Genomic DNA, 25,211 nt, shown 5'->3' on the forward strand with positions numbered 1-25,211 from the left:
ATACCGGATCAAAAAAGAATCCGTTTAGAAGAACTCATACTGAAATCAGTAAGCAATTCTATATTCTCTATAATTAATTCAGAATATACTTAAGATTATTGTTTTTGATAATTCAGAAGGTTCACTCTTATTAAAATACAAAATATAACCAAGTTTTATTATTACAGATTACCGCCAAAAAAAGGAGAATAGTAGTATTCTCCTTTTTTATTTTTTCATATATCCTTTGTCTACTCTTTCTATTCCCATTTGATCTCGATAAGTTATAGTTACAGCATTAGGTTGCTCCTCTTCCATATCATCAAGGTAAACAGTAACTTCTTCTCCCAAGAAATTCTTTGGAAAAACAACATATTGATTTGCCATAGATCCTTCAGTAAACAAAGTACCCTGTCCAATAATTTCTTCTGGCTTCTCACTCAAATTTTGATTTATATTCCAATAAGACATTCGATAACTGCTGTCTTTCAGTTCGTCTATGCGAATGATTTTTCCTACAGATATGATATAAGCAATTGGTTCTTTAAACTGTTGAACCGATGTATGCAATCTCTTTTTATCTTGCGCTATCAACTTTTGTCTCCAAGATTCTTCAAAAGCCAACGAGTGATTAATTACCCTTATCCTTCCGTCTTCTGTTAACCACAAAGCACCATTGTCAAACATTGTACCACGCCAGCCTACTGTAGACCATTGAGACAAATCTGACTCGGCAATTTGTGCCATGAAATCAGCATCAAAAACTTGATCAAATCGAACTAAAAACTCTTTCTCATTTTCAATACTTGGAATTGGATAATGACGTGCTAATGGATAATCTATCTTCATGGCTATAGCCTCTTTATCACTGGATTGAAACAAAGCAATCAAATCTTGGATTTGCAAGACAGTAGCTTGAGATAAATCGTTACTTTGGGCGTGAAGTGTTGTGGATAATCCCAGCAACAGAAATACAATAAACTTATTCACTATCAACAAATTTAGGCAGAGGTAATAAAGCGATTTCTCATTTGATCCGTTAGCAATTTAATCACTTGAGGATTATCTGAAGTAGTACGCAAATAATCAAAATAGGCAAGTAATTCTCTCTTTCTTTGCTCAGATAAACGGATATTTGCAGTGCTTAAATAAGTATCAAACGAAATATGTGCTGCGCATAGATAATCAAAAAGGTAATCACTTCCCCCTCTTTCTAATAATTCTTGCGCTAACAAATGGTAATTTTTATAAACACAAAAGTTTAATTTAGTAACCTGTCCTAAGGTGATAAACAATTCGCGCACAAGAGATAAATCTACTTTCTCTAACTGTGCACAAACAGCCTCTGCAATTTGCAAACGAAAAAAGTGATTCTCATCTTTGAACTTCGCTCCATACTTACCATTCCAATCCAAACTCAACCAATCGCTATCTGCTATAGTATAATTCAAAATAAACTCCTGAAAATCAACACTTGTCATTTGCATATCCATACTCTTTTTAAACTTTTTCTTCAGGTTTAAAAATACAATTAATAAACTGTATAGCCCCAGATAAACTACACTATTTAAAAACTAAAACTACTATTTCACTAATGATTAATTACTGCTAATTTATACACACATAAAGTGAAAACAACTGCCTTTTTTAACACTAATTCAATTATATCTATCAACTGTAGAAAATAACAATAGTTGGTTCACCTCAGCACCTACAACCGTAAATACTCATTAAGGTAAAACCAACTATATATGCCGCGTGTTAATCTAAACTACTTCGATATCGAGAACAGTGCGCTTCGGTTGTGTTTCAGACCATTTCTTTTGACAAAGCCATTTGCTGTCTTCTTCCAGGCCTTGTATTGTATGTCCATCTTCAATTACGTCACCTGCTTGCATAATATAATATGCATAGTCCCATAATCTACCAGCTATTGCATTAAGGTTTTCCTCCTCATCAAAGAAAATTTCGAAATCACTCATCCCTAAACTATGCAAGCCAATGGTATCCATCAAAAACTGCTTGTATTCAGGGTTTTCTATATTAAATAATCGAACATTTACAAGAAGGTCTAATCCGACGTAATTCGGATCTAAGCAATCATGAGCAAACACTTCAGGATCGATTAGCTTTTCTCCATGGATAGAAACCAATACTTCTGGTTTAGAAACCTTAATAAGCGCTAATAACATTTGTTGGATTAATACAATGCGCACTCTTGGTTCTAAACCTCTACTCATAAAATCACTGATTGACAAGGCATAATGACATTCACGCTCTACGGTGGCAGCTTCATTCCAATGCCAGTTTTGCTGAAAAAAAGTATCTTGTAATTCTGAGCGCTTGTCCTTTTCACCTTCCATGACAACACATTGTGCTGGCCCCTTCTTATCTTCAAACTCTACTTCAATTTCAGGAAAGATAAAAACATGTGCTCCTGGATCAAACTCAACTGAAGGGTAAACTTGCTGCAATGCAACTAAAACTGCCTGGTAATCTATATTTGGTTGTTCCTTATATAATAACTGAAACATTAACATTTTCGGGCTATTACCCAATTTCTTACTACCCATATCTATTAAATTTATTCGTTAACGTCTATTATTGTCTCTAAAGTCTAAAGTTACAGAATATCATTAGTAAAGGCATGGCAATATTCAATAATTTCATTCATTTTACTCCTACAATCAAAAAAAGGTATGTGTTATTTACACATACCTTTCTCTATAACTATTCGCTCTATTTGCTATTTCAATTTCGAAATCAGTTCATCTAATGACAATACAATTTGCTCACCAGAGGCTAATTCTTTTAATGCAAACTTCTTATCCATCATTTCTTGACTTCCTACTAATACAACAAATGGAATACCCTTCTTATCTGCAAACTGAAATTGTTTACCCATTTTTGCTTTATCAGGATACAACTCCGTTTTCACTCCAGCAGCTCTCAATGCCATAATAGCACTCATAGAATAACTCATCTCCTCTTCACCCATATTCAAGAACAATACTTTCGAAGCCGTACTAACTGTTTCTGGGAATAGATTCATTTCTTCCATTACAAGGTAAATTCGATCTAACCCGAAAGAAATACCAACGCCACTCATGTCTTTTAACCCAAATATTCCAGTAAGATCATCGTAGCGACCTCCTCCTCCTATAGATCCCATCTGAACAGATTCAGGCGCTCCAATCTCGAATATCGCACCAGTATAATAGTTTAATCCACGCGCCAATGTAACATCTAAGTTTAGGATAGCCGTTTGCAGGCCAACTTTTTCTACTTCTTTTCCGACAAAAGCAAGTTCTTCTACTCCCTTCAGTCCTTCTTCAGAAGTAGCTAACATCACTCTCAATTTATCCAATTTTTCTTCGAATGTTCCAGTGAAGTTAAATAGTGCCTGTACCTTTGCTATCGATTCTGCAGTGATTCCCTTTTCTATCATCTCTGCCTTTACACCATCTTCTCCTATTTTATCTAACTTATCTAGAGCAACAGTAAAATCGATCAACTTATCACTCGCATCTATTACTTCTGCAATACCTGCTAATATCTTGCGGTTATTAAGTTTGATAGTCACCCCATGTACTCCTAAAGCAGTAAACACATTGTCATATAACAATACAAACTCAACTTCTTGCCATAAAGACTTTGATCCAATAACGTCTGCATCACATTGATAAAACTCTCTAAATCTACCTTTTTGTGGACGGTCTGCACGCCATACTGGTTGCATTTGATAACGCTTAAATGGAAAGTCTATCTCATTTTGGTGCATGACCACATAACGAGCAAAAGGCACTGTCAAATCATAACGCAAAGCTTTCTCTGAAATTTGATTTGTCAATTTCAAACTGTTCTTACTCTCTAATACAGTTTCATCTACCTTGCTCAGATAATCACCTGAATTAAGTATCTTAAAAATTAATCGGTCACCCTCCTCACCATACTTACCTAATAAGGTATCAAGGTTCTCGAAAGAAGGAGTCTCGATGGGATGGAATCCAAATTTCTCAAATCCGTGTCGTATCGTTTGCATAATATATTGTCTTCTTGCTACTTCACTCGGAGAAAAGTCTCTCGTCCCTTTTGGAATCCCAGGTTTCTTTGCCATCTTTAATTAATTTTTAGTGATTTAATTTAACATCACAAAAGTACATCTTTTTTTAAAATGAAGTCAACTACTGATATCTTATCTTTCAATCGGCAGGAATTGATATAAAAGGAGCTGTTGATTGTGATTTTTTAGTTATTTTTACTAAAACCTTACAGCTGATAGTCAAGTAAAACTATGTGGAAAATAGCCTTAGAAAACACGAAAATTGCCATTATGAGTATTCGAAGTCAATTACTTCGTACCTGTATTACCGTTTTCATTATTGCTATTGGAATATGGGCTTTGGTGGGAATCTTATCTGTAGTATCAGCTTTGAGAAACACCATACTTGAAGACTTTAGCTCTATGGGAGCAAATACATTCTCTATCAGTCAGTACGACATGGCGGGAAAAATGGCTAAGAATAAATCAACTGCAAAGTCAAATCCCATCATTACTTATGATCAAGCAAGAAAATTTAAAGAAGAATATCAATATCCCTTCTCTGTAACCTCGCTTTCTTTTACGGCAGCCACCAATATTGAAGTTAAAAAAGATGAAGTAAAAACTGATCCAGAAATTTCAATTATTGGGTGCGATGAAAACTACTTACCCAATAGCGGATTAAAAGTAGAACAAGGAAGGAATTTAAGTTATACAGATATTAAAAACGACCATTATGTATGTGTTGTGGGTTCTGACTTCTCCAAAAAGATGTTCAAAGACTACAATCCTATAAATCAGATTATATCTATTCGCGGGTACAAGTTTAAGGTTATTGGCATTCTAAAAGAACAAGGAAGTACCTTCGGAAACAATGAAGATCAACGTGTATTTATTCCTATTCAGATTGCTCGTTCTATTTTCAATGCAGCTGATATAAACTATACCATAAAGGTTTCTATCATGCAAGAGGGACACTTAAATACTTCAATAGACCAAGCAATTATTGATTTTAGAAATATACGTCGACTCACTCCTGCTCATACCTCTGATTTTGGGATCGAGCGAAGTGATGATATGCTCCGCTCAATGATCAAACAAACAGAAATGCTCAATCTTGCTGCCTGGTTAATAGGACTAATCACTATTTTAGGTTCTTCGATTGCTTTGATGAATATTATGTTGGTATCTGTGACTGAACGCACACGCGAAATAGGTGTAAGAAAAGCATTGGGAGCTAAGCGAAAAACGATTGCCCAACAATTCTTTACAGAGACAGTCATTATAGGTCAACTTGGGGGAATACTTGGAACAGTGTTAGGTATTTTGACGGCTTATGGGTTGTCTTCCTTAATGCATTTTACCTTCACTATTCCGTGGAGTGCAATCTTGTCTGCATTCATTACAACCTTTATAGTGGCCGTTTTATCAGGTCTTTATCCTGCATTGAAAGCTTCCAAACTCGATCCTGTAGAAGCATTGAGATATGAATAAGCAGTTGACAATGTAGTATAAAGGCTTACAAATTGAATCCCTAAACTTAAACACTTAAAATAATACACTATGTTAACAGCAGATTTCAGTATTGTCTTGTTTATCAGTTGTGCTCTTTTCACCTTGTTCTTTGTATTTAAAAACTTTCTATCTACTGCTGGACTTGTATTTTTACTCTCGATAAGTACTGTTTTAATAGATAATCACGAAATTAGATTAGCATTACTAATATTTTTGAATACACTAAGTTTATATATGTGTAGAATTAAAGCAATGAAAATAGAATTAAAGTATGAAACAATTCTAAATTTCCCTGTAATACTGATTATCTTTTCACTTACTACTTTATTTACAGCAATAGATAACGATTTTACATTTAGTCTAATGGATATACTTACGGTTATTTTATTGGGAGCTACCTTCTCTTTCTTTTTAGTATTAATTATAATCTGTATATTTCAAGTAGGATACACAGTCTATATATGTAATAAATTCCCTATGCAATCGATTACTTCACTTGAGATTTCAAATTTAGAGCGAAGTGGAGGTGGTTCTTCTCCTCCCTTTTTCTACGCTAATTTTAAAATCAATAAAAAAGTTAAGATAGATTGTATAACTATAGATGGGATTAATTACAGTAAAGCAAAGCTTGGGCATAAGCTAAATATGACTAAGTATAAGACGGATGGGAAAGAAAACTTCGTCTTATTCTAATTTAAAATATTCCCTTTTCTGTATATTCTCTAATTAATTTACAGCCTTCAGCTAACCTAATAATACTGCTCTAAGTTAAACCCTAACACAGCATTATACTTTAGATACTGATCATCAATAGTCGCTCTAAGCTCTATCACTTCTTTCGTAATTGGATGGGTGAATTTTAATTCTAATGCGTGTAATAACATCGCCATTAGCCCATAGCGATCAAGCCACATCTTATTCTGCTTATTACATCCATGAGGACGACTACCTAAAATCGGATGAAAGATATGCTTGAAGTGCTTGCGCAATTGATGCTGTCTACCTGTCTCGGGATAAGCTTCAACCAATGAATAACGAGAAGTAAGGTGGTTGCCAAAAGGTATATCTACCTCAACTCTTTGTAGTGTTTTATAATACGTCTTTGCTTCTTGCTCTTGTCCTGCATCATTAGTTAAAGCATAATCGATCAGCTCTTCGTCTTTGGTATATCCACGTACAATGGCAATGTATTTCTTCTCAACTTTACGAGTAGCAAAATCATCATTGAGCTGCTTTAAAATCTCTTTATCCAAAGCAAATAACAAAACGCCTGATGTCTTTCTGTCTAAGCGGTGAACAGGATAAACGTATTGCCCTATCTGATCTCTCAATATCTGGATGGCGTATTCTTGAATATCACTTGCTATAAAAGATTTGTGTACCAGTAAATCTCTCGGTTTATTTATAGCTACAATATATTGGTCTTGGTAAAGTATTTCTAACATGGATGCAAAGATAAATAAGTTTAGTTACTGACGAGTAATTGTAAAAAAGGCAACCTATCAAAGATTGCCTTTTCCAAAAAAATTATTTAAGATATAAACATAGATTATATAAGAAATAACCTATACCATTTGCAGTTTTATACTATTAATAAAACCTTGTTGTTGTAACTTTCTGTGCTCTATTGTTAAATAGCTGGTATCTCATGAAGACTTCATGCGACCCTGAATTTGTTTTTCTCAAGGAAGTAGTGTCCGCATCGTAGCTGTATCCAATCATTAAATTGTTGTTGATTTGAAACCCTACTAATCCACTTATAGCTGCATCCCAGCGATATGCTGCTCCAAGAGTAAATCGATTAAAAAACAAAACATTAGCTGTTAAATCTACTTGCAATGGAGATCCTTGAACTCCTTTAATTAAAACTGCCGGTTTAACTCTAACCTCATCACTTACATCAAATATATATCCTCCTGTTAAATACAAATGCGTCTTTTTTCGCACTGTTGTAATTTCCTCGTTATCATCATAAACATAGGTAGATAGCAAGGTAGGTGCAGAAATACCAATATATGCCCTATCTGAATAAACCATAATACCGACACCAACATTAGGTCTAAACTTATTGTTGATATTACTCTGTAAAAGAGGATCCTCCGGTTTAAATGCTTTTAATTTAGTATAATCTACATTCAAAAAATTAGCTTGCCCCTTGATACCAAAAGCAAGGTTATACTGATAATCTAAAGCAATAGTATATCCGAAATCTAAGGAAATTGTATTTTCTTCCATCGCCCCTATTCTATCATTGACAAAATTAATCCCCCCAGATAGACCGTTGCTTCCCAAAGGGCTATTCAATGAAAAATTCGATGTTTTCGGAGCTCCTTCAAGTCCTACCCATTGCGATCTATACTGACCATAAATGGTTAAGTAATCGACAGTTCCAACATAAGCAGGGTTAATAACAGCGTGATTATACATATACTGCGTATACTGTGGGTCTTGTTGAGCAAACAATAGATTAGTTAAAAGGAAAAGATAAGCACTAAATAATATTTTTATAATTGACTTCATTGTATTGATGTATTGGATCCTTAATTACTTTCTAAGTGTAAATAGCCACTTTTCTTAATTACCTCACTACCAGTAGCAGTAGGTACCTCGTATTTCAGTAAGTAATAATATGTTCCTGAAGGCAAAGCTTCATTCTTGGAAGTTGTTCCTTTTCCTTCCGAATATCCTCTAAAGACATTATTATTGCTATCGTAATTGGTTGTACGATAAACTAAGCTTCCCCATCTATTAAAGATTTCCACAGTATTATTAGGAAACTTATTGATATTCAAAATTCTAAAATACTCGTTGTATTCCCCTCCACTATTAACAAAATTGTAGATGACAATATCTCCATCGTCCAATATTTCTTTCTTAATAGAAGCTAATGTAAAGAAGCCATAACCTTTTACTGTTGAAATTGTTGAAACCTCTTTAGAATCAAGGTCCACAATACCTCCTTCATCTACCCACATCTGTTTAGCAGTATCCCATCTCACAACGTGTAAAGTTTCTGCAGGATTCTCTAAGACTTTCTCCAATGTTGTATCTGCCCAACTAAGAGTTACTACAACGGAACTTTTGGTATTATCTATTGCTTCTACAAGCCAATACTCATTAGTATTAAGCGTTTCAATCACACTTGATTTCGCTGTTCTCGCTTTAAAGAATGCAGCGTCTTTTAATGTATAAGCACTTTGAAATACGTCTTTTAATCCCTGTGGTGCAGTAATTTTAGAATATCTAAACTTTCCTTTATTTCCCACAGGAAACACAAATTCTTCACGCCCTTCTTTCTCCACTCTTCCATCAATATAACTTTTATCTGAAGCATTGCTCCACTTACTTTTTTCCAAAAACGTAATACCACCGCCGTGTAGTGAATCAACCTTTACAATCCCACTTTTAAAGTCAACATTTCCCTGTATGCTAATATCGTTTAGTACAGCAAAAGCTTCTTTATTCGATTTAGGACTATCAAACACCACATCGTTAAACTCTATAACTCCATTTCCACTAATGAATTGTTTGTCCTTTTTAGTATCATTTGGTGTGAAAACAACTTTTGCAGTAGTTACATTAGGAGAAGAATAAAACAAATTATCATTGACAAAGTTACCTTGGTAGTAAATAGTTCCATCTGTTTTAAAGTTTGCTTCCTCTTTATTAAAAAAATCTCCCTCAACAGATACAACTTCATTGGAACTTACATGGAAGACCCCTTCATTTACAAAAGTTGCCTTTTCTTGAGCAAAAAGACTCTCTCCCCAAAATAACAAGAGCCCCATTAATATTGCAAAAACATTTTTTCTCATCTAATTATAATTGTTTTTGTAGAAAAACTTATCGGCAAAAAGAGAATAATTACAAGGTAAAATACTTGTTATCTTCTATTTTAATATAGCAGATATGTGAATTTCATAATTTATGTTAATCAACTTTTTCTGTATTAACAACTTTTGTGCCTAAATGAATGACTTTCAATTTTTTTATAGATAATTTAAGTTTAAGACTAAGCCAACACACTATGATAAACAATCATTAAAAGGCTTGCTATTTACCTTTAACGTTATATATACTTATTTAACTACCAATTCTCCCCAAAAGCCTTTCGCATAAAAAAATATTTACTTTCAACCTCTTTCCTAATTCTTGAGAATAAATAATATATTTTTGTTGCTTGCAAAGCAAACAGAAGTTCTTAGAGTACAAGTTACTTACCAGAGCTAACCTGCTGACTTAAAATTTTCAAACAATAGTTCACTTGATCACCTATGTCTGATAAAGCCTTGATATCTAAATCCAAAACCTCAATTATAGGTTTACTTAAACAATCTTTCTCGAATGAAAGCTTTGATTTGACAAATATGTCCATCAACAGAGCTGTTTTTTTACTGGCTATTCCGATGATGTTTGAAATGCTGATGGAATCGGTATTTGCCTTAGTCGACTTGTATTTTGTTGGCCATTTAGAACAAAGTGCTTACGCCATACAAAGTGTGGGACTTACGGAATCCTTACTCTCGATAATTTACGCGATATGTATTGGTATAAGTATGGCTGCAACGGCAATTGTAGCACGAAGAATTGGAGAAAAGGACAAAGTAAAAGCCTCGCAAAATGCTGCCCAAGCAATTAGTATTTCCATTGTAATAACAATTATTCTGAGCGTTTTAGGCTTTGTATACGCAAAAGAGTGGCTCTTGTGGATGGGAGCTTCGGAGGCCTCCGCAGAATACGGCTATGTATATACACGTATACTACTTGTCAGTAGTATCTCAATTATGTTGTTATTTTTAATCAACGGTATCTTCAGAGGAGCAGGAAATGCAGCTGTTGCGATGAAAAGCTTATGGTTTGGAAATATATTCAATATTATCTTGTGTCCTATTATGGTAAGAGGATGGTGGATATTTCCTGAAATGGGATTAGAAGGTGCAGCGTATTCAACAGCTATTGGTAGAAGTATGGGGGTGGCTTATCAAATCTATTACCTAACTCGAAAAGATTCTCTCATTCAGCTAAAATGGGTCTATTTTAAGGTACAATGGCAGATGATATGGAATATCATTAAAATAGCAGTTCCAGGTATGATTCAATATATGATATCCACTTGTAGTTGGGTTATTTTAGCGCGAATAGTTGCTCAAAGTGGTGGGGAGATAGGTTCTTCTGGATTCCTGACCTGTCTAAGGCTATTAGTGTTCTTTATCTTACCTGCATGGGGGTTGAGTAATGCCGCTTCAACTCTCGTTGGCCAAAACCTTGGAGATCTCAATCCTGATAAAGCTTATAAGTCGGTTATTGCTACCTTAAAATACAATATTATCTATATGGCTATTGTGACTGTTATCTTCTTTACTATGGCCGAATTATTAGCCTCTTTCTTTACGACTAATGAAGATATTAAAGCTGTGGCAAAACAAGCGATGTACATTGGCGCATCAGGTTTTATCGTATATGGTATAGGAATGACATTAATGAATGCCTTTAATGGTGCTGGAGATACTATTACCCCAACAATCATCAATATTATTGGCTTTTGGTTATTTCAAATTCCGTTAGCATATGCTCTAACTTACTACTTCAATATGGGACCCACAGGATCCTTTATAGCTATTCCCGCAGCAGAAATTCTTATCGCGATATTAGCTTTTGCTTTGTTTAAACGCGGCAAGTGGAAACTCAAAAAAGTATAAACACAAAATCCTCAATAAATAAGATATTTATTGAGGATTATTTTTATTGTATATTATTTCTAATTGCTGTATTCTGAAGCGCTGCGTATCATATCTACATGGGGGATATTATCTTCTAAATAGTCGTCAGAAGATGGTTTAAAACCAAATGACCCGTAGAATTTCTTTAAGTAACACTGAGCACCGATTTGAATATCCTGTTCACCAAACTCTTGAGCAATCTTTTCAATAGCAAGTTGCATTAAAACTCGACCATAACCGTCTTTTCTATAGTCTGGTGCAATAGCAACTCTGCCTATTGATATCTCAGGATAACTTAGTCCAGGAGGAACTATTCTTGCACAAGCGATTACCTTATCTTGATGTGTAGCATAAATGTGTAAACACTGTTTGTCCTTTCCGTCAATCTCTGGATAAGGGCAGTTCTGCTCTACAACAAAGATATCAGTTCGCAAACGCAAGATATCGTACAGTTCGTTGACTGTTAGTTCGTCAAACAATTTGGTGTGCCAGTGAATACTATTCATAACTAATACGTTTTAAATTCTACTGTTCAAAGTTATAATAATCCTTTTTTAATACAGAAAGATTAACAGTAAAAACACAATAATTTATATCCAATATAGAGTCTATTCTTAGAGCAACTCTGGAAAATAAGAACGTGCTATTAACAAAACCAAAACAGCAAATCCATTGTTGATCAAGTGAAATAAAAAGGAATACCAAAACCCGTAGCGAATGCGCACATATCCCATCATTATGCCTAATGCAAATTGAGGAAAGACTATCAAAGGAGATAAAATTAAAATCCTCGAGGTAATTTCTTCAAAATTAGTAATATGTATAAACCCAAAAATTAAAGTTAAAAGGTAGAATATGTAGGAAAAATAAGTGGTGTACAACTTCTTCAACACTTCTTTTTTCTTGCCTATAAGGTAAGTCAATACAACAAAAAGGCATAGTGTAACAATAGATAATCCATTTGCAACAGTTTCATTCAGTTTATCTACACTAAACAAAAAGTAAGCTGAAGTCAAAATAAACCCTATAAACAAGTAGCTCGGTTTAAATCGCATAGGCAATCGAAAACTTAATTCTTCAATAAATGGTCCTATTACAACAGCAAATAGAATAAAAGGAACCACGCCTAATTCATTTAAGACTAATTCTATTAAATCTGGTTCTGGAATATCCAATACCAAATCTAATATCTGTTGAAGAGCTACAATTGAAAAAAGACAAAGACCCCACAGTTTGAGCGTATTGAATAGCTTATACTGAGGAGAAAGAACAACTCCTTGTAAGTTGGGCTTCTTTGCGAATAAAAAGAAATCTGTTAATAATTCTTTTAGTGTCATTAGTAAATTTATAAAGTTATAACCAAGTTATAAAAAAAGCAGTAATTATTATAATAATAATCACTGCTCTATTTTTACTTTCTAAAAGAAATACCTAAATTTACCTATAAAGCTCCTACCAGGCTTTTGTAAACTAAAGTTATCATACACTACTTTGTCAAACATATTTCTACATTCTAAGGTAAATTGAAACTTTTGCTCTTTTCCGAAGGTATAAGTCGCGACAAAATCATGGGTAATTTGATCAGGTATTGTAAATTTTCCATCAGACTTAGATCCTAATGATGGCCAATAGAGGTAAAACTCTTTGATATACATCATAGCATAACCTAAACTAAGATTATCTTCTTTAAATATTTTATTAAAAGTATAGTTAGCATCTACATTTCCATATAAGTAAGGAATGTTTGGCAATCGATCTTTGTAAAGATTACTTGCTAAATTAGCAATCGTCTTTGTTTTATTAATTAAATTCTGATAAGTACCATTGACTCCAATATTAAAATTGTTTTTAAAGTAATATCGAATTTCACCCTCAATTCCCGTGTTTTGACTTGATGCTAAATTACCATAGGTTTGGTGGGTCTTATGTGTTGATAGTTCAGGACGGATAAAGTCTTCCGAATCCCTAAAGAAACCATTTAAGTCAATAGATATCAAGTGATTTTTCCCTAATTGTGGGCTATAGTTCACTCCCAAATTATAGTTATTACTTACTTCAGGATTCAGTTTGTTATTACCCGCAATATTTACCTTATCTCCAAAAAGCTCTACTGAAGATGGCAATCGAATACTCTTTTCAAAGGAGCTTTTAATTTGCAAATTATCTAACACAAATATAGATCCTGTAATTCCGTAACCAAAGTAATTGTGATCTGCACTATACCCCTTATAAGCAGTATCCCCCCACTTACCAGTTGGATTATATGAATCTGTATAATTAATTCTTTGATAATAATACTTTCCAAATGCAGTAATACTCCATTTTGTATTTGGTGTAAATTGGTAGCTTAAACCGTTTATATTCTTTAAAACTTCCGAAGGTTTATTCTTTATAATATCATCGGGATTGAGTTCATCTTCTCCTTTGCGTTTAAAGAAATTAATTGTATTGCTAAAAGAAAAATTGTGTTTGTCTCCCAGTTTATAGTTAATCACTGTAGCTACCATCCCATTGTTGTTTTTAAACTTATACATTGTTCGGTTTCGCTCTCCTCCCTTTTTGCCGTACAACTCCTCATAATCTATATAATCTTGTACCCAATTGTATCTTCTATACACAGTGTCTATCACTTGATCACTTCCCAGATTATAATTTGCATTTAATCGAACATCAAGTCCTTCAATAAAAAGATTCTTCTTTTCATACATCAAAGTTGGCATGACTATATCTCCTCTTTGATGAAGATTTCCAAAGACAGATTCCATCCTCGCTCCAGTTTGAATCTCTTTATAGTTCTGTCCTAAAGTTATTCCTATTGCTATTCGATCTGCAAAAGATTTATTTACTAAACCAATCTGACCGACAAAGTTTTCATTGTGATATTTATCGTGAAAACGCTTTACTTTTTTATTTCTTCCGACAATTGTTCCCGTATGGATATCGTTGACATTCACACGAACTTTATAATCGTTATCTGAATAATTTTGATAGGCATTTAACTGTGTATAAAAACCAGTCTTCTCATCTACATAGACAAAGTTTACGTTACTTCGATGAGTATTGAAAGAACCGTAAGAATAAGACATGTCCAAAGAAGTCTTATCATAGGTATTAGTAATGATGTTAATTGCTCCACCTAAAGCGTCAGATCCTAAACCAACAGGGACAACTCCTTTGTAAATCTCAATGCGATTTGCCAAATTGATTGGTATGTTATTTAATTGAAAAGCCGAACCAAAATTATCCATGGGTATCCCATCTATAAAAAACTTTATCTGGTTTCCAGAATATCCATTCAAAGAGACATTCATCGTAGATCCTACACCTCCATCTTCTCTTACTCTTACTCCACTTGTTTTATCAATTGCATGACCTATATCCATTGCACGTGAATGCAGCTTGACAGCGTCCAAAACAGAAACATTATAGGCCTTCTCTTTTATTTGTTGGTTCTTACTTTTAGCTAAAATGTTGATCTCAGATAAATTGTAATTATCGGGAATCAAAGGGATATTCAAAATAGTATTATCGCTTACTTGAATTTCTTTCTGATAATCGCGATAACCAATATAACTAACGTACACAGTGTAAGCCTGCCCTTTCTTTAAGTGGGGAATCTCATAATTCCCCTTTGAATTGGTCTGTCCAAACTTATTATTTTCTTTGATAACGACAGAAGCACCAATAATAGGTTCTGATTCGCTACCTTGGACAATCCCCCTTAGTATAGCCGTTTCTTGAGCAAACGCAGTAGAGCTAATAAACAAGAAAAATACAGCTAAGTATTGAATTAAAATTCTCATCTTCATGACGAATATATTTATATAGTAAAAAGACAACCTTATAGATAGATTGTCTTTTTACACAGTGATCAATTACAATTATTATTTAGAAGATAATTTTGATATTGCAGTGATTGTACCACCTTCAAGTTTTATTCCTTTTGTAGCTGTAGCTGTCTCTGCATCCATTTTGTAAACAAAACTTCCTTGATCTGTAGTCACCCCCACATAAACAGTTTTTCCATCCATAAGAGATAAATTGCTTTTATCAGAAAAACCTAAGTCTTTAATAGTTTCAGGTAAACCTTCAATCCACTTATAAGTTTTAGTATATACGTCTAAAGAAGCGTATTTTATTACATTGCTACTGTTGTTTAACTTATCATTTTCAAGGCGAGCAATAAACTTTCCTTTACCAGCATAAACTAAACCGCTAACAAAATAACCACTTGTAGCTTTTTCAATGTCCCAAAAATACTTGTCATCAAACTCTAAAGTTTTACCGTCAATTTTTAAAATTCCCGAAGGATTAGTAGAGATTAATTCCCCTTTTCCACCTAATACATTCGCACTTGAGAAAGCATATCCATCCCCTTTTTCATCTTGAAATAAACCATTTTTAAAATAAGCACCTATATATGAACTCTTATCACTTGTGATGACTTTATCCAAATTCATACTTGGATAATCGTATACAGCCACCCAAGCAGTATTTGCAAATGAAGTTCCCCAAACATCACCCGAGATTCCTCTCATTGAGAAATATGGAGCTAATAATTTATTTCCTATTTGAGTTAACCCACTAAAGTGTGCACGCTCACCGTTATTTGCTAATTCAACTGTATTTATAATACCTTGACTTACGATGTGATCTGAATCAGTATTTACAATATACCAAGGAGCGATTTCTACACCGCTACGAGGAACTTTCCACATGACAAAGTCATTATTCATTGCTCCATATACTTGCACCGTCTCCGTGACAAAATCATTCCCCTTAACTAACTTCCCCTTATTGTTTAAAGTGTAAACTGTTACTGCACCAGGATTACCTTGTCCATATAACAAACTGTAAAACTTATTCTTTGTTGTTAAGTAATAACGATATGCTCCATCTTGCTCAATACCATTATTGCTCAAGTTTACACTTCCACTTTCGATATCCTCTACTGTTAAAAGATAGTCAGCTACACCCTCATGCTCTAAAGAAGAAGCTGCTATTACGTAGCGCTCTACGTTTTCTGTCTCATTACCTCCTGTATTGTTATCTCCATCAGAAGAACTATTATCATCGCTACTGCAAGCGATAAATCCTGTAGTTAAACTCAATACCAGTAAAGATTTAATTATTCTGCTCATACTTATATTTATTTAGATTTGTTTTAAATAAAAGCAAATATAAAGTAAAAGTTAACATAAAATCAAATTATGCGAATAATTATTTTTACTAAGTCTAAATTATACAAAAAAGGGAGGTATTCATAAGTTGAATACCTCCCTTTAATACTATTGTAAATTATTATTAAAATAACCCCTTCAAAGCGTTCATTGCCCCTCCAAGGCCTTCTTTTCCTCCTGTTAATGAATCAAGTAAGCCTTTTGAATCGCCACCTCCAAAACTACTAATTAAATCAGTAATTTGGAATCCTGACTCTCCACCTTTAGACTTGCTCACAAGGCTTTCGATAATACCAGGAATCACTGATCCAGCAAAATTCTTTGCTATTCCTTCTCCAAGACCTAACTTGCTAGTCAAACTTCCTACTAAATTTGTTATCATTCCCATAACCATAGGATTTGACATTAAATTAGATGTTCCTCCTCCCAATAGACTTGTCAATGCACCTAAATCTCCACCAGAAATACTATCCTTAAATCCATTAATAATACTATCTCCTGTTTCTTTTGTTACAGCACCTGCAAGATCTGTAGAGATACCCGCTTGGCTAATTTCTTTTGAACTTACTTGTTCAATCAATTTAGTAATCTGATCTATCATAACTTTTTTATTTGTTAAGCTAAAACTACTAAATTAATTTCTCAATAATTGCATTTTTTCAATTATTTCATCCCAGATTAACATTTTACTCACATCTGTCGAAGTATTTATATTTGGAGATAGAGAAAACGCAGGTTGCATTAAAACTTGTATAGCAGGTTTTGGCTCTTCTTCAAAACGGTCAACTCCCGCAAACAAAAGTCGTTCTTCATTTGCCATATCTACTAATGCTACCTCATTTACAGCTTCTGGATAGGCACAATTGATAACCCCCATAAGATGATGAGCTTGATCAAAAGATTCTTTATTTAATACATAACGTTCAAAGTGTCTTGTATGAACAGTCAAAAAGTGAGCATCATGAACTACTTTTTCAATTGGAGAACTATCCAATTCTACTCTAAACTGAACATTATTTGGCAATACATAATCAGCTCTCAAACTATCAATATCCTTATCACAGTACAAAACATGCATACCAAGAGCTAATGCCTTTTGAGCAACTAATTCACCTGCTTTGCTCATTCCTATTATACCCAATGTTTTCCCAGCTAATTCTATTCCAGTACTATAGGATTCTTGCAGTGATTTAAAACTGCTATCCCCTTCCAGAGGCATATTCCGATTAGACTCTTGCAACAACCTACATCCCGTAAACAAATGAGCAAAAACCATTTCAGCTGTAGCATTTGCCAAGGCTTCCTCTGCCCATACCACATGGATACCCTTTGATGAAATATAGTCAATTAATTCGAGCTCAATTGAAGTCCCTGCATACACAATCACTTTCAACTCTTTTAATTCATTTATCATTACTTTATTAAGCAAAGTACCGTTCTGCAAAAGCAATCCTTCTATTTTATTCTTATGGATGTAATTAAATAATTGTTCGTGAGCAACACGCACTTCTACAATCTCGTAACCAATTTTCTCAAGCGCTAATTTGACCTCTTGAGATATTCCATCATTAGCTAATATTTTCATCAATGACAATTAATAATAATTAGATTTTGTGTTTGACTTCCCGTAAAACCTCAACCAAAGCGGTAACGCTATTAAGAGGTAAAGCATTATACAGCGATGCCCTATATCCACCAAGAGTGCGGTGTCCACGTATATTTTTTATTCCTGCTTCAACGCACATTTCATCAAACAATTTGTCAATACTACTATGGACAAAATCAAAAGTTACATTCATTTTAGAACGAGAGTCACTTTCAGCAATACCTCGAACAAAATCAAGAGAATCAATTGCCTCATACAGAGTAGCTGCCTTCTTAATGTTGACCTTCTCAATTGCCTCTACCCCACCTAAACTTTTTAACCATCTTAAATTCAAAAGCGTAGTATAAATGGCGAATACATTTGCAGTGTGATACAAACTCCCTTTAGAAATGTGTTCTTGATAGTTTAACATATTGGGAATAAAACGAACCTTATTGTTAAGTACTCCTTTGCGAATAAAAACTACACTTAAACCAGCAGGTCCGATATTCTTCTGTGCACCAGCATAAATGACATCAATCTTGTTATAATCAAATACCCTTGAATAGATATCAGAACTCATATCGCAAACGATAGGACAATTAGCCTGTGGAACATAATCAAATTGTGTCCCATAAATAGTATTATTCGAAGTAAAGTGCAAATAATCTAAAGACGAAGTTTCTACAATACCCTTAGGAATACTCTTGAACTCATTGTTTTCAGAACTTGCTGTAATCTTGACTTGTCCAAACTGATGCGCTTGCTCAATAGCTTTAGAGGCCCATACACCAGTATTAATATAACCTGCCTTTGTGGAAAGCATATTATAAGGTATCCTCAAAAACTCCATACTTGCTCCGCCCTGTAAAAACAAGACATCATAATCCCCTTTATCCAAGCCCAAAAGATCCAAAGCTAAATGACTAACCTCATCTAATACAGCTAAAAAAGCTGAACTACGATGCGAAATAGACAAAATAGACATACCTGACCCGTCAAAGTCGATTAGAGCTTGCGCTGCTTGTTGATAAACAACTTCAGGAAGTAAACAAGGTCCAGCACAAAAGTTGTGTATTTGACTCATGTTATAAGTTTAGCAAAAATTCTAAAGTATCCACATTGTCAGCATAATCCCACAGATTAGGCTCTTGTGTCTTTCCAAAAGGAATACTTCCCTCTACTAATCCATTTGAAACTACGCACTGAATTTTTTCACTATCCTCTCTCAAACGAGATTGAACAGTATCCAAATCATCATAATATTCAAAAAACACAGAAGATATTGGCGAAGAATAACCTTTGTCCTCTTTCACAGTAAGAAAACCGTTATCTAATATTTTAAAATCGCTCATCAGAAAAACGGCTTTGTTATAATCGTAATTATTAGAATACTTTTCGTACTCAATCACATCCTTATACTCAAACATTCCTTGATAAAAACCATCAAAATTAAAACCTGTAGGAACAAACAACTTGGAAACATTACGACATCCAAGCCCATAATAAGTAAAAACGTCTTTACCTAAAGCAACCATATCCTCATGAGATTCACTACCATCTAAAACAGCAACTGAATTTCTATTCTTGCGGATTATATTGGGAACTTTGCTAAAGTAGTAATCAAAATATCTTGCTGTATTATTACTTCCTGTAGCAATAACAGCATCGAAATCCTCTAACTTACCTTCGTTAAACACAATTCTATCAGCAAAGTTTGGTTCGATAGCCATAATATACTTCACTAAAAGAGGTAAAAGTTTTTGGTCATTAGAAGATAACTTAACCACGGCAATATTACCACTCATTAAAACCGATAAGAAATCGTGAAATCCTACTAAAGGTATATTACCAGCCAAAATCAAGCCTACTTTCTTCATAGGTTCTAATGTAAAATCATACTTAGAACACCATTGATCAATATTTTCTTGCGTTAAAGCATCTGCCCATGAACGAATTGAAGTTAAAACTTGTTCTTCTGTAAACCATCCATTATAATTTACAGAACTATAAATTAATTGCTCAAATGCAGAAAAAAATTCGTCATTATGACAAACATCATTGTTTTTTATAAATTCATTTGTAGTAAATTGGCTTAAAAAAGCACCTAATTTAACAAATGTATTTTTTTTAACATCTAAATTCATATTGATTTGTTTGTGAATACTTTTGGGTGTAAATTTGCATACAAAGTTAATACATATAAAACAAAATATAAGCTATGGCAATCATTATAACAGACGAATGTATCAATTGCGGTGCATGTGAGCCAGAATGCCCTAACACAGCGATATACGAAGGAGCAGATGACTGGAGATACAAAGATGGTACAGCCCTTAATGGAAAAGTGGTCTTACCTGATGGAACAGAAGTAGACGCTGATGCGGCACAAGAACCTGTATCAGACGAATTCTACTATATCGTACCTTCAAAATGTACTGAATGTAAAGGATTTCACGAAGAACCACAATGTGCGGCAGTATGCCCAGTGGATTGTTGTATTCCAGATGACAACCACGTAGAAAGTGAAGAAACGTTATTACAACGTCAAGCCTTTTTACACAAACACTAAAATATTATTTGAGAAAAGCTGTTCCTTTCGAACAGCTTTTTTTATGTTCTTCTTACACTCCATTCTCAATTATAAAACACTAAATATTTTCTAATTGGATCGGAATCGAAATCGGATATTCGTAAAGATTACCATATAAATCTTCATCAAAATAAGTCTTGTCAATAGGCTCACTATTAACTACCTTAGATAAAGCGGCTATAATTTGATACTTGTTTTGCTCTGATAAATTGTACTTATCCAAGTCATTAAAATAAATATTCCACTTATTTGTCTTTGGGTCTGCAACAATCATCAACCTTATATTAACTTTCTCATCTTGCCCTAATTCCAAACTGGCCACTTTAAAAAGCTTGTGATACATATCACTATATAGCCTCTTAAACTTATGCTTAGGAAAATTCACTCTTGAATACTTCAGACATCCATTGTCATTGACAGTTTCTCCTTCTGAATTAAGACATTTTAGGCGAACAGAGTTTCCCTCTTTCTCCTTTTCCTCAATATATCCACCCTTGAGGAACTTTCTGCTAATCATTCTGCTGTTTCTGTAATTCTTATCTTTGAAAAAGAACACTTTTGTAGATACCAATATAGCCTCACTGTCAGCTTGACTCACTCCTCTCTTGTACTTTGACAACGTATACTGATAAACAGAGTCCTTTAGCTGAACTCCTTCATACGCTATTTTATGCTCCCATCCATCGACCGAATCCGTAGGATAAATAGCTTTAAAATAACGAGTAAATTGAGTATCCTTTTGCTGCTGAACTAATTCTTTAATCAAATCATGACCTGAGTAAACTTTATCTGTTTTATCAAACACGGCCTTTAAGCTCTGACCATACACTATGAACGAGCAAAAAATTAAGCTCATAGTAAATAAATATCTTTTCATTATAATTATTTAAACTAATTAAAAATAATAAACTTTTACAAAGATATAATTATTCGCATATTGAACAATTCAAAAATCAAACTATTCATAATAACTCTAAATAACAACCAAAGAATATTCAGACAATCTACAAGAGCTTGGTATACATCATTTACAATAAAAAAGAAAGATTGAAATGTAAATCCAACTGAAAGACCTTGATTTCACCTCAGGTAAATCTAATACGTTCATTAATCTCACTAACCTAATTTTAATGGATTAACACACCTTTATTCTCAAAAACACAAATACTATAGTAGAAATAAAATAAAAAGAATCTTATATAGTGCAAACTAAAATAAAGCAACTCTAAAACTCTATGGATATATCTGATTATAATTGATAGACTCCCCCATTTTAAACTATACTTATCAATAACTAATAAACTAATTGTACCACTATTCTACAAAATAAAGGGCTACACTTAAAAAGCAATGTTTCAAATACCTCAACCTAAAAGAACTAATTAACTATATTCATACATCAAAGAATCATTTAAAAAACTAAAACACCACTTAATTAGCTGTATATAATCCACTTAATAATAAAAAAAACTAACTTTAAAAGAATTACAGAACTAAAAAAACGCGAATTATGAAAAATCTCAAAAGTTTATTACTCATTTTACTAACGCTAAGTAGCACATTAGCTTTTGCTTCATCTCCGACAATAAGACTATGGGGAGGTGGAATGTTTGGACTATCTATAGGTTCTATTCTTGCTGTATATCTATCGTGGAAACGCAATAAATCCATTTTATGGGCGATTATTCACTTCATCTTTGGATGGCTATATGTAATCTATAACCTATTGACAAAAAAATAAAAAAGGCGGTCCAGCATTAGGACCTCCTTTTTAATCTATTTTCATACGTGCCCAATTCAATACATCTATGTATAAGATACTGCGGCGGTAATATTTATTCTTAAAAAGATCTTGAGCTTCAACAACAAAAGAAGTAAATAGTTTTTTCTGTTGATCGGGATAAATATGTGATAACCCCTCAAATAACTTCATAAAAGAATCGTGAATAGGCGTGTGATTCTTCATCTTTAAAATAAGCAACTTATTTGCCTTCACATACTCGTCATACTTCTCATCATTTCCAGAGTCAAACTGAGCCATCAAGGATAAGATTCTCGTGTGAAACAACAAGTCCTCTTGTACAGCATGTCGGGTATTAAACAAAATCATATTGGTATACTTTAAGGAATCTTCATATTTCTTATAACCAAAATACAAAGCAGCTACTTTGAAATACAACACCAAAAAGTGATGCTCATCTATCATATTCTTATACTCATTCAATCCTCTCTGCAATTGCTTAACGAACAACAAACTTCCATCATAAGTCTGTTTGATAAACTCAATATTCAACTTATTGCTAAACTGCAGTAAAAAAGCTTGTGAATCAATATTCTCCGATTGTGGAAAAGTGTCAACATTAAGTACGTTTTCCAATCTATTATTCCAATATAAATAGCGCTCCACAGATTTAAACATCAAAATCAATTTAAACAAATAGGAGTTTCCTTTCAAATACCAAATTGGGTGACTCTGTATCATCTTAGGGTGATTGTAAAACAAGTTAACCCACGACAGAGAATAGCGATAAGCCCCTCGATAATCTTGAATTAAAAAACACCTCCAGACATGAGCCTTGAAATACCACAGTTTTTCGCGAAAACTAAGAACGTCAAAATTTATATCTAACAATTGATCTTTAAAATGAGAAATAATCCGTTGTTTATCCTCCTCGCTTTTCGCGTAACCAGAGGTGAGCATTTCACTGTAAAACTTAAGCGAGAGATTTGACAAACGAGTAGCATAGACATATTGTTTACTCAACCTGTCCGACTGTTCTATAAGTTCATCCGCACGCCCTGCAATACTACGGGTGATGTACTGTGACTCAATTACTTTTTCGAGTTCAATAATCTCCAGAGCTAACGTTTTTTCCTCTAAATCAAAAGCAAGTAATTTTGCTTTATCTAATATCTTCAAACTTTGTTTATGCAATCCCTTTTGATACAAAATAGTAGCAAAATCGAGCTGTTCACGAATCTGAATGCGCACGTTCTTCTTACTTGGGTTCATGCGCAAACTACTCAAAATAGAACGATACAAATTTGCTTTCAAATTTGAAAGTTGCTGTTTTGTCGTAATCCCCTGCTTTAAAATCAGTTGTTCATCGTAATATTCCATCTTATCTAAGGCATTAAACAACAAGATAAACTTTGCATCCGAATTGTTCTGAAGGCGATTTACGTATAGTGTAAACTGGCGTTTTTCAGAGCGATTAAGTGATTTTATCAAAACAAAAAGGGAGTCTTTACTATAATTTGGCATTGTAATTAATTATCTTATAATTCATTTGTTTTCAATAGTTTGGTTAAAAAAATAAATGATTAGGCATTGTATTTTAATTTACTTGACAATTTAGAAATAAATTCCAAATCTACACATTTGTTCAAAGTTATTTATAAAACCAATCATTATGAAAACGGAAAAAATAGAGATTTTTGACACTACACTACGAGATGGAGAGCAAGTACCTGGTTGTAAATTAGATAAGAACCAAAAACTATATATCGCTCAAAAACTCGACGAACTCGGTGTAGATGTCATAGAAGCTGGTTTTCCAATTTCAAGCCCAGGAGATTTTGATGCAGTACAAGCCATTTCTAAAATTGTAAAAAAAGCAAAAGTATGTGCCTTAACACGCGCTAATACAAAGGACATTGACAGTGCTGCACAAGCTTTACAATATGCACAAAAACCGAGAATACACACAGGAATAGGAACTTCAGAATCACATATTAAGTACAAGTTCAATACAAGCCAAGAAGATATTTTAAATAGAGCAGCAGAAGCAGTACACTATGCCAAAAAATATGTAGAAGATGTAGAATTCTATGCCGAAGATGCAGGCCGTACAGATAATGCCTATTTGGCAAAGGTATGCGAAGCAGTTATTCAAGCAGGTGCTACAGTAATTAATATACCAGATACTACTGGATATTGCTTACCTGCAGATTATGGCGCAAAAATAAAGTATTTGAAAGAAAACGTAAAAGACATAGACAATGTCACCCTTTCTTGTCACTGCCACAATGATTTAGGAATGGCTACAGCAAATTCAATTGCAGGAATTATAAATGGAGCAAGGCAAATTGAATGTACGATTAATGGCATAGGTGAAAGAGCTGGTAATACGGCTTTGGAAGAAGTCGTCATGATTCTAAAGCAACATGAAAAATTGGGATTCTACACAGATATAAACAGCGTCATGTTGAATGAAATGAGTCAATTGACTTCGACAACAATGGGTATGTTGGTACAACCCAACAAAGCTATAGTAGGATCAAATGCCTTTGCACATAGCTCAGGGATACATCAAGATGGAGTGATCAAAAGACGAGATACTTACGAGATCATAGACCCAAGAGATGTTGGTATCAATGAATCAGCTATCATTCTTACTGCGAGAAGTGGACGTTCTGCTTTGGCATATAGATTTAAGAATATAGGCTATGACGTTACTAAAAAAGAACTCGACGTACTATATGACTATTTCTTAAAAGTGGCCGATGTCAAAAAAGAAGTAACAGAGAAAGATTTGTTTGCCATCATGCATACTTTTTCTCAAAATCATTTGATCAACCGTACAGCTTAAGTAAA

23 protein-coding genes are annotated in these 25,211 nt (G+C 33.7%); 6 read left to right on the top strand and 17 right to left on the bottom strand.

What is annotated here, in order from left to right:
• Positions 1–207: 207 nt before the first annotated feature.
• From GOQ24_RS07330 to hisS, 4 genes are all read right to left on the bottom strand, one after another.
• A complete protein-coding gene (locus tag GOQ24_RS07330; RefSeq protein ID WP_155092724.1) occupies positions 208–969 on the bottom strand; it encodes a hypothetical protein in 762 nt (253 codons plus the stop codon).
• A gap of 11 nt (positions 970–980) precedes the next feature.
• Positions 981–1,466 carry a hypothetical protein gene (locus GOQ24_RS07335; protein WP_160339396.1) on the bottom strand — a complete coding sequence of 162 codons (486 nt, stop codon included), beginning with the start codon at positions 1,464–1,466 and terminating at the stop codon, positions 981–983.
• Between the two features lie 279 nt (positions 1,467–1,745).
• Complete coding sequence (locus GOQ24_RS07340) at positions 1,746–2,552, bottom strand: DUF4261 domain-containing protein (protein WP_155092726.1); 807 nt, start codon at positions 2,550–2,552, stop codon at positions 1,746–1,748.
• Positions 2,553–2,725: 173 nt separating this feature from the next.
• Entirely contained in the window at positions 2,726–4,096 is a 1,371-nt protein-coding gene (gene hisS / locus GOQ24_RS07345; protein WP_155092727.1) for a histidine--tRNA ligase, read from the bottom strand.
• A 177-nt stretch (positions 4,097–4,273) separates the two neighbouring features.
• Between hisS and GOQ24_RS07350 the strand changes: the two genes are divergently transcribed.
• Positions 4,274–5,515, top strand: a complete 1,242-nt coding sequence (locus tag GOQ24_RS07350) for an ABC transporter permease (protein ID WP_155092728.1) — start codon at positions 4,274–4,276, stop codon at positions 5,513–5,515.
• 69 nt (positions 5,516–5,584) lie between these two features.
• Positions 5,585–6,229 carry a hypothetical protein gene (locus GOQ24_RS07355; protein ID WP_155092729.1) on the top strand — a complete coding sequence of 215 codons (645 nt, stop codon included), beginning with the start codon at positions 5,585–5,587 and terminating at the stop codon, positions 6,227–6,229.
• A gap of 56 nt (positions 6,230–6,285) precedes the next feature.
• Here the strand turns inward: GOQ24_RS07355 and GOQ24_RS07360 are convergent, their stop codons facing one another.
• The 3 genes from GOQ24_RS07360 to GOQ24_RS07370 all read right to left on the bottom strand — a co-directional run bounded on the left by GOQ24_RS07360 (position 6,286) and on the right by GOQ24_RS07370 (position 9,351).
• Entirely contained in the window at positions 6,286–6,981 is a 696-nt protein-coding gene (locus tag GOQ24_RS07360) for a pseudouridine synthase (RefSeq protein WP_155092730.1), read from the bottom strand.
• Positions 6,982–7,126: 145 nt separating this feature from the next.
• Positions 7,127–8,065, bottom strand: a complete 939-nt coding sequence (locus GOQ24_RS07365) for a type IX secretion system membrane protein PorP/SprF (RefSeq protein ID WP_373425583.1) — start codon at positions 8,063–8,065, stop codon at positions 7,127–7,129.
• Between the two features lie 11 nt (positions 8,066–8,076).
• Positions 8,077–9,351 carry a gliding motility-associated C-terminal domain-containing protein gene (locus tag GOQ24_RS07370; protein ID WP_155092732.1) on the bottom strand — a complete coding sequence of 425 codons (1,275 nt, stop codon included), beginning with the start codon at positions 9,349–9,351 and terminating at the stop codon, positions 8,077–8,079.
• Between the two features lie 459 nt (positions 9,352–9,810).
• Between GOQ24_RS07370 and GOQ24_RS07375 the strand changes: the two genes are divergently transcribed.
• Positions 9,811–11,235 carry an MATE family efflux transporter gene (locus GOQ24_RS07375; protein ID WP_155092733.1) on the top strand — a complete coding sequence of 475 codons (1,425 nt, stop codon included), beginning with the start codon at positions 9,811–9,813 and terminating at the stop codon, positions 11,233–11,235.
• A 59-nt stretch (positions 11,236–11,294) separates the two neighbouring features.
• Here the strand turns inward: GOQ24_RS07375 and GOQ24_RS07380 are convergent, their stop codons facing one another.
• The 8 genes from GOQ24_RS07380 to GOQ24_RS07415 all read right to left on the bottom strand — a co-directional run bounded on the left by GOQ24_RS07380 (position 11,295) and on the right by GOQ24_RS07415 (position 20,168).
• Positions 11,295–11,762 (bottom strand): GNAT family N-acetyltransferase, encoded by a 468-nt coding sequence (locus GOQ24_RS07380; protein ID WP_155091709.1) that lies wholly within the window; start codon positions 11,760–11,762, stop codon positions 11,295–11,297.
• Positions 11,763–11,870: 108 nt separating this feature from the next.
• Entirely contained in the window at positions 11,871–12,593 is a 723-nt protein-coding gene (locus tag GOQ24_RS07385; protein WP_155091710.1) for a type II CAAX prenyl endopeptidase Rce1 family protein, read from the bottom strand.
• An 81-nt stretch (positions 12,594–12,674) separates the two neighbouring features.
• A complete protein-coding gene (locus GOQ24_RS07390) occupies positions 12,675–15,065 on the bottom strand; it encodes a TonB-dependent receptor (RefSeq protein WP_243731257.1) in 2,391 nt (796 codons plus the stop codon).
• 75 nt (positions 15,066–15,140) lie between these two features.
• Positions 15,141–16,397: a DUF4374 domain-containing protein gene (locus tag GOQ24_RS07395; protein WP_155091711.1), complete on the bottom strand. Its 1,257-nt coding sequence runs from the start codon at positions 16,395–16,397 to the stop codon at positions 15,141–15,143.
• Positions 16,398–16,560: 163 nt separating this feature from the next.
• Positions 16,561–17,037 carry a hypothetical protein gene (locus GOQ24_RS07400; RefSeq protein WP_155091712.1) on the bottom strand — a complete coding sequence of 159 codons (477 nt, stop codon included), beginning with the start codon at positions 17,035–17,037 and terminating at the stop codon, positions 16,561–16,563.
• Positions 17,038–17,070: 33 nt separating this feature from the next.
• Positions 17,071–18,021 carry an NAD(P)-dependent oxidoreductase gene (locus GOQ24_RS07405; protein WP_155091713.1) on the bottom strand — a complete coding sequence of 317 codons (951 nt, stop codon included), beginning with the start codon at positions 18,019–18,021 and terminating at the stop codon, positions 17,071–17,073.
• Between the two features lie 19 nt (positions 18,022–18,040).
• On the bottom strand, positions 18,041–19,108 hold the full coding sequence (serC, locus tag GOQ24_RS07410) for a 3-phosphoserine/phosphohydroxythreonine transaminase (protein WP_155091714.1): 1,068 nt from the start codon (positions 19,106–19,108) through the stop codon (positions 18,041–18,043).
• A 1-nt stretch (position 19,109) separates the two neighbouring features.
• On the bottom strand, positions 19,110–20,168 hold the full coding sequence (locus GOQ24_RS07415) for an acyl-CoA reductase (RefSeq protein ID WP_155091715.1): 1,059 nt from the start codon (positions 20,166–20,168) through the stop codon (positions 19,110–19,112).
• A 74-nt stretch (positions 20,169–20,242) separates the two neighbouring features.
• Between GOQ24_RS07415 and GOQ24_RS07420 the strand changes: the two genes are divergently transcribed.
• Complete coding sequence (locus GOQ24_RS07420; RefSeq protein ID WP_155091716.1) at positions 20,243–20,593, top strand: 4Fe-4S dicluster domain-containing protein; 351 nt, start codon at positions 20,243–20,245, stop codon at positions 20,591–20,593.
• 79 nt (positions 20,594–20,672) lie between these two features.
• On the opposite strand, the gene GOQ24_RS07425 is transcribed toward GOQ24_RS07420, so the two are convergent.
• The gene (locus GOQ24_RS07425; RefSeq protein WP_160339397.1) at positions 20,673–21,470 is read right to left on the bottom strand and encodes a hypothetical protein; all 798 of its coding nucleotides are present in this window, start codon (positions 21,468–21,470) and stop codon (positions 20,673–20,675) included.
• A gap of 654 nt (positions 21,471–22,124) precedes the next feature.
• Between GOQ24_RS07425 and GOQ24_RS16455 the strand changes: the two genes are divergently transcribed.
• Positions 22,125–22,355 carry a hypothetical protein gene (locus tag GOQ24_RS16455; protein WP_155091718.1) on the top strand — a complete coding sequence of 77 codons (231 nt, stop codon included), beginning with the start codon at positions 22,125–22,127 and terminating at the stop codon, positions 22,353–22,355.
• Between the two features lie 30 nt (positions 22,356–22,385).
• On the opposite strand, the gene GOQ24_RS07430 is transcribed toward GOQ24_RS16455, so the two are convergent.
• On the bottom strand, positions 22,386–23,879 hold the full coding sequence (locus GOQ24_RS07430) for a hypothetical protein (protein ID WP_155091719.1): 1,494 nt from the start codon (positions 23,877–23,879) through the stop codon (positions 22,386–22,388).
• Between the two features lie 148 nt (positions 23,880–24,027).
• On the opposite strand from GOQ24_RS07430, the gene GOQ24_RS07435 reads away from it, so the two are divergent.
• Complete coding sequence (locus GOQ24_RS07435; protein ID WP_155091720.1) at positions 24,028–25,206, top strand: 2-isopropylmalate synthase; 1,179 nt, start codon at positions 24,028–24,030, stop codon at positions 25,204–25,206.
• The last annotated feature ends 5 nt before the right edge of the window (positions 25,207–25,211 follow it).

This window comes from Myroides sp. LoEW2-1 (assembly GCF_009767705.1).
Classification (GTDB): domain Bacteria; phylum Bacteroidota; class Bacteroidia; order Flavobacteriales; family Flavobacteriaceae; genus Flavobacterium; species Flavobacterium album_A.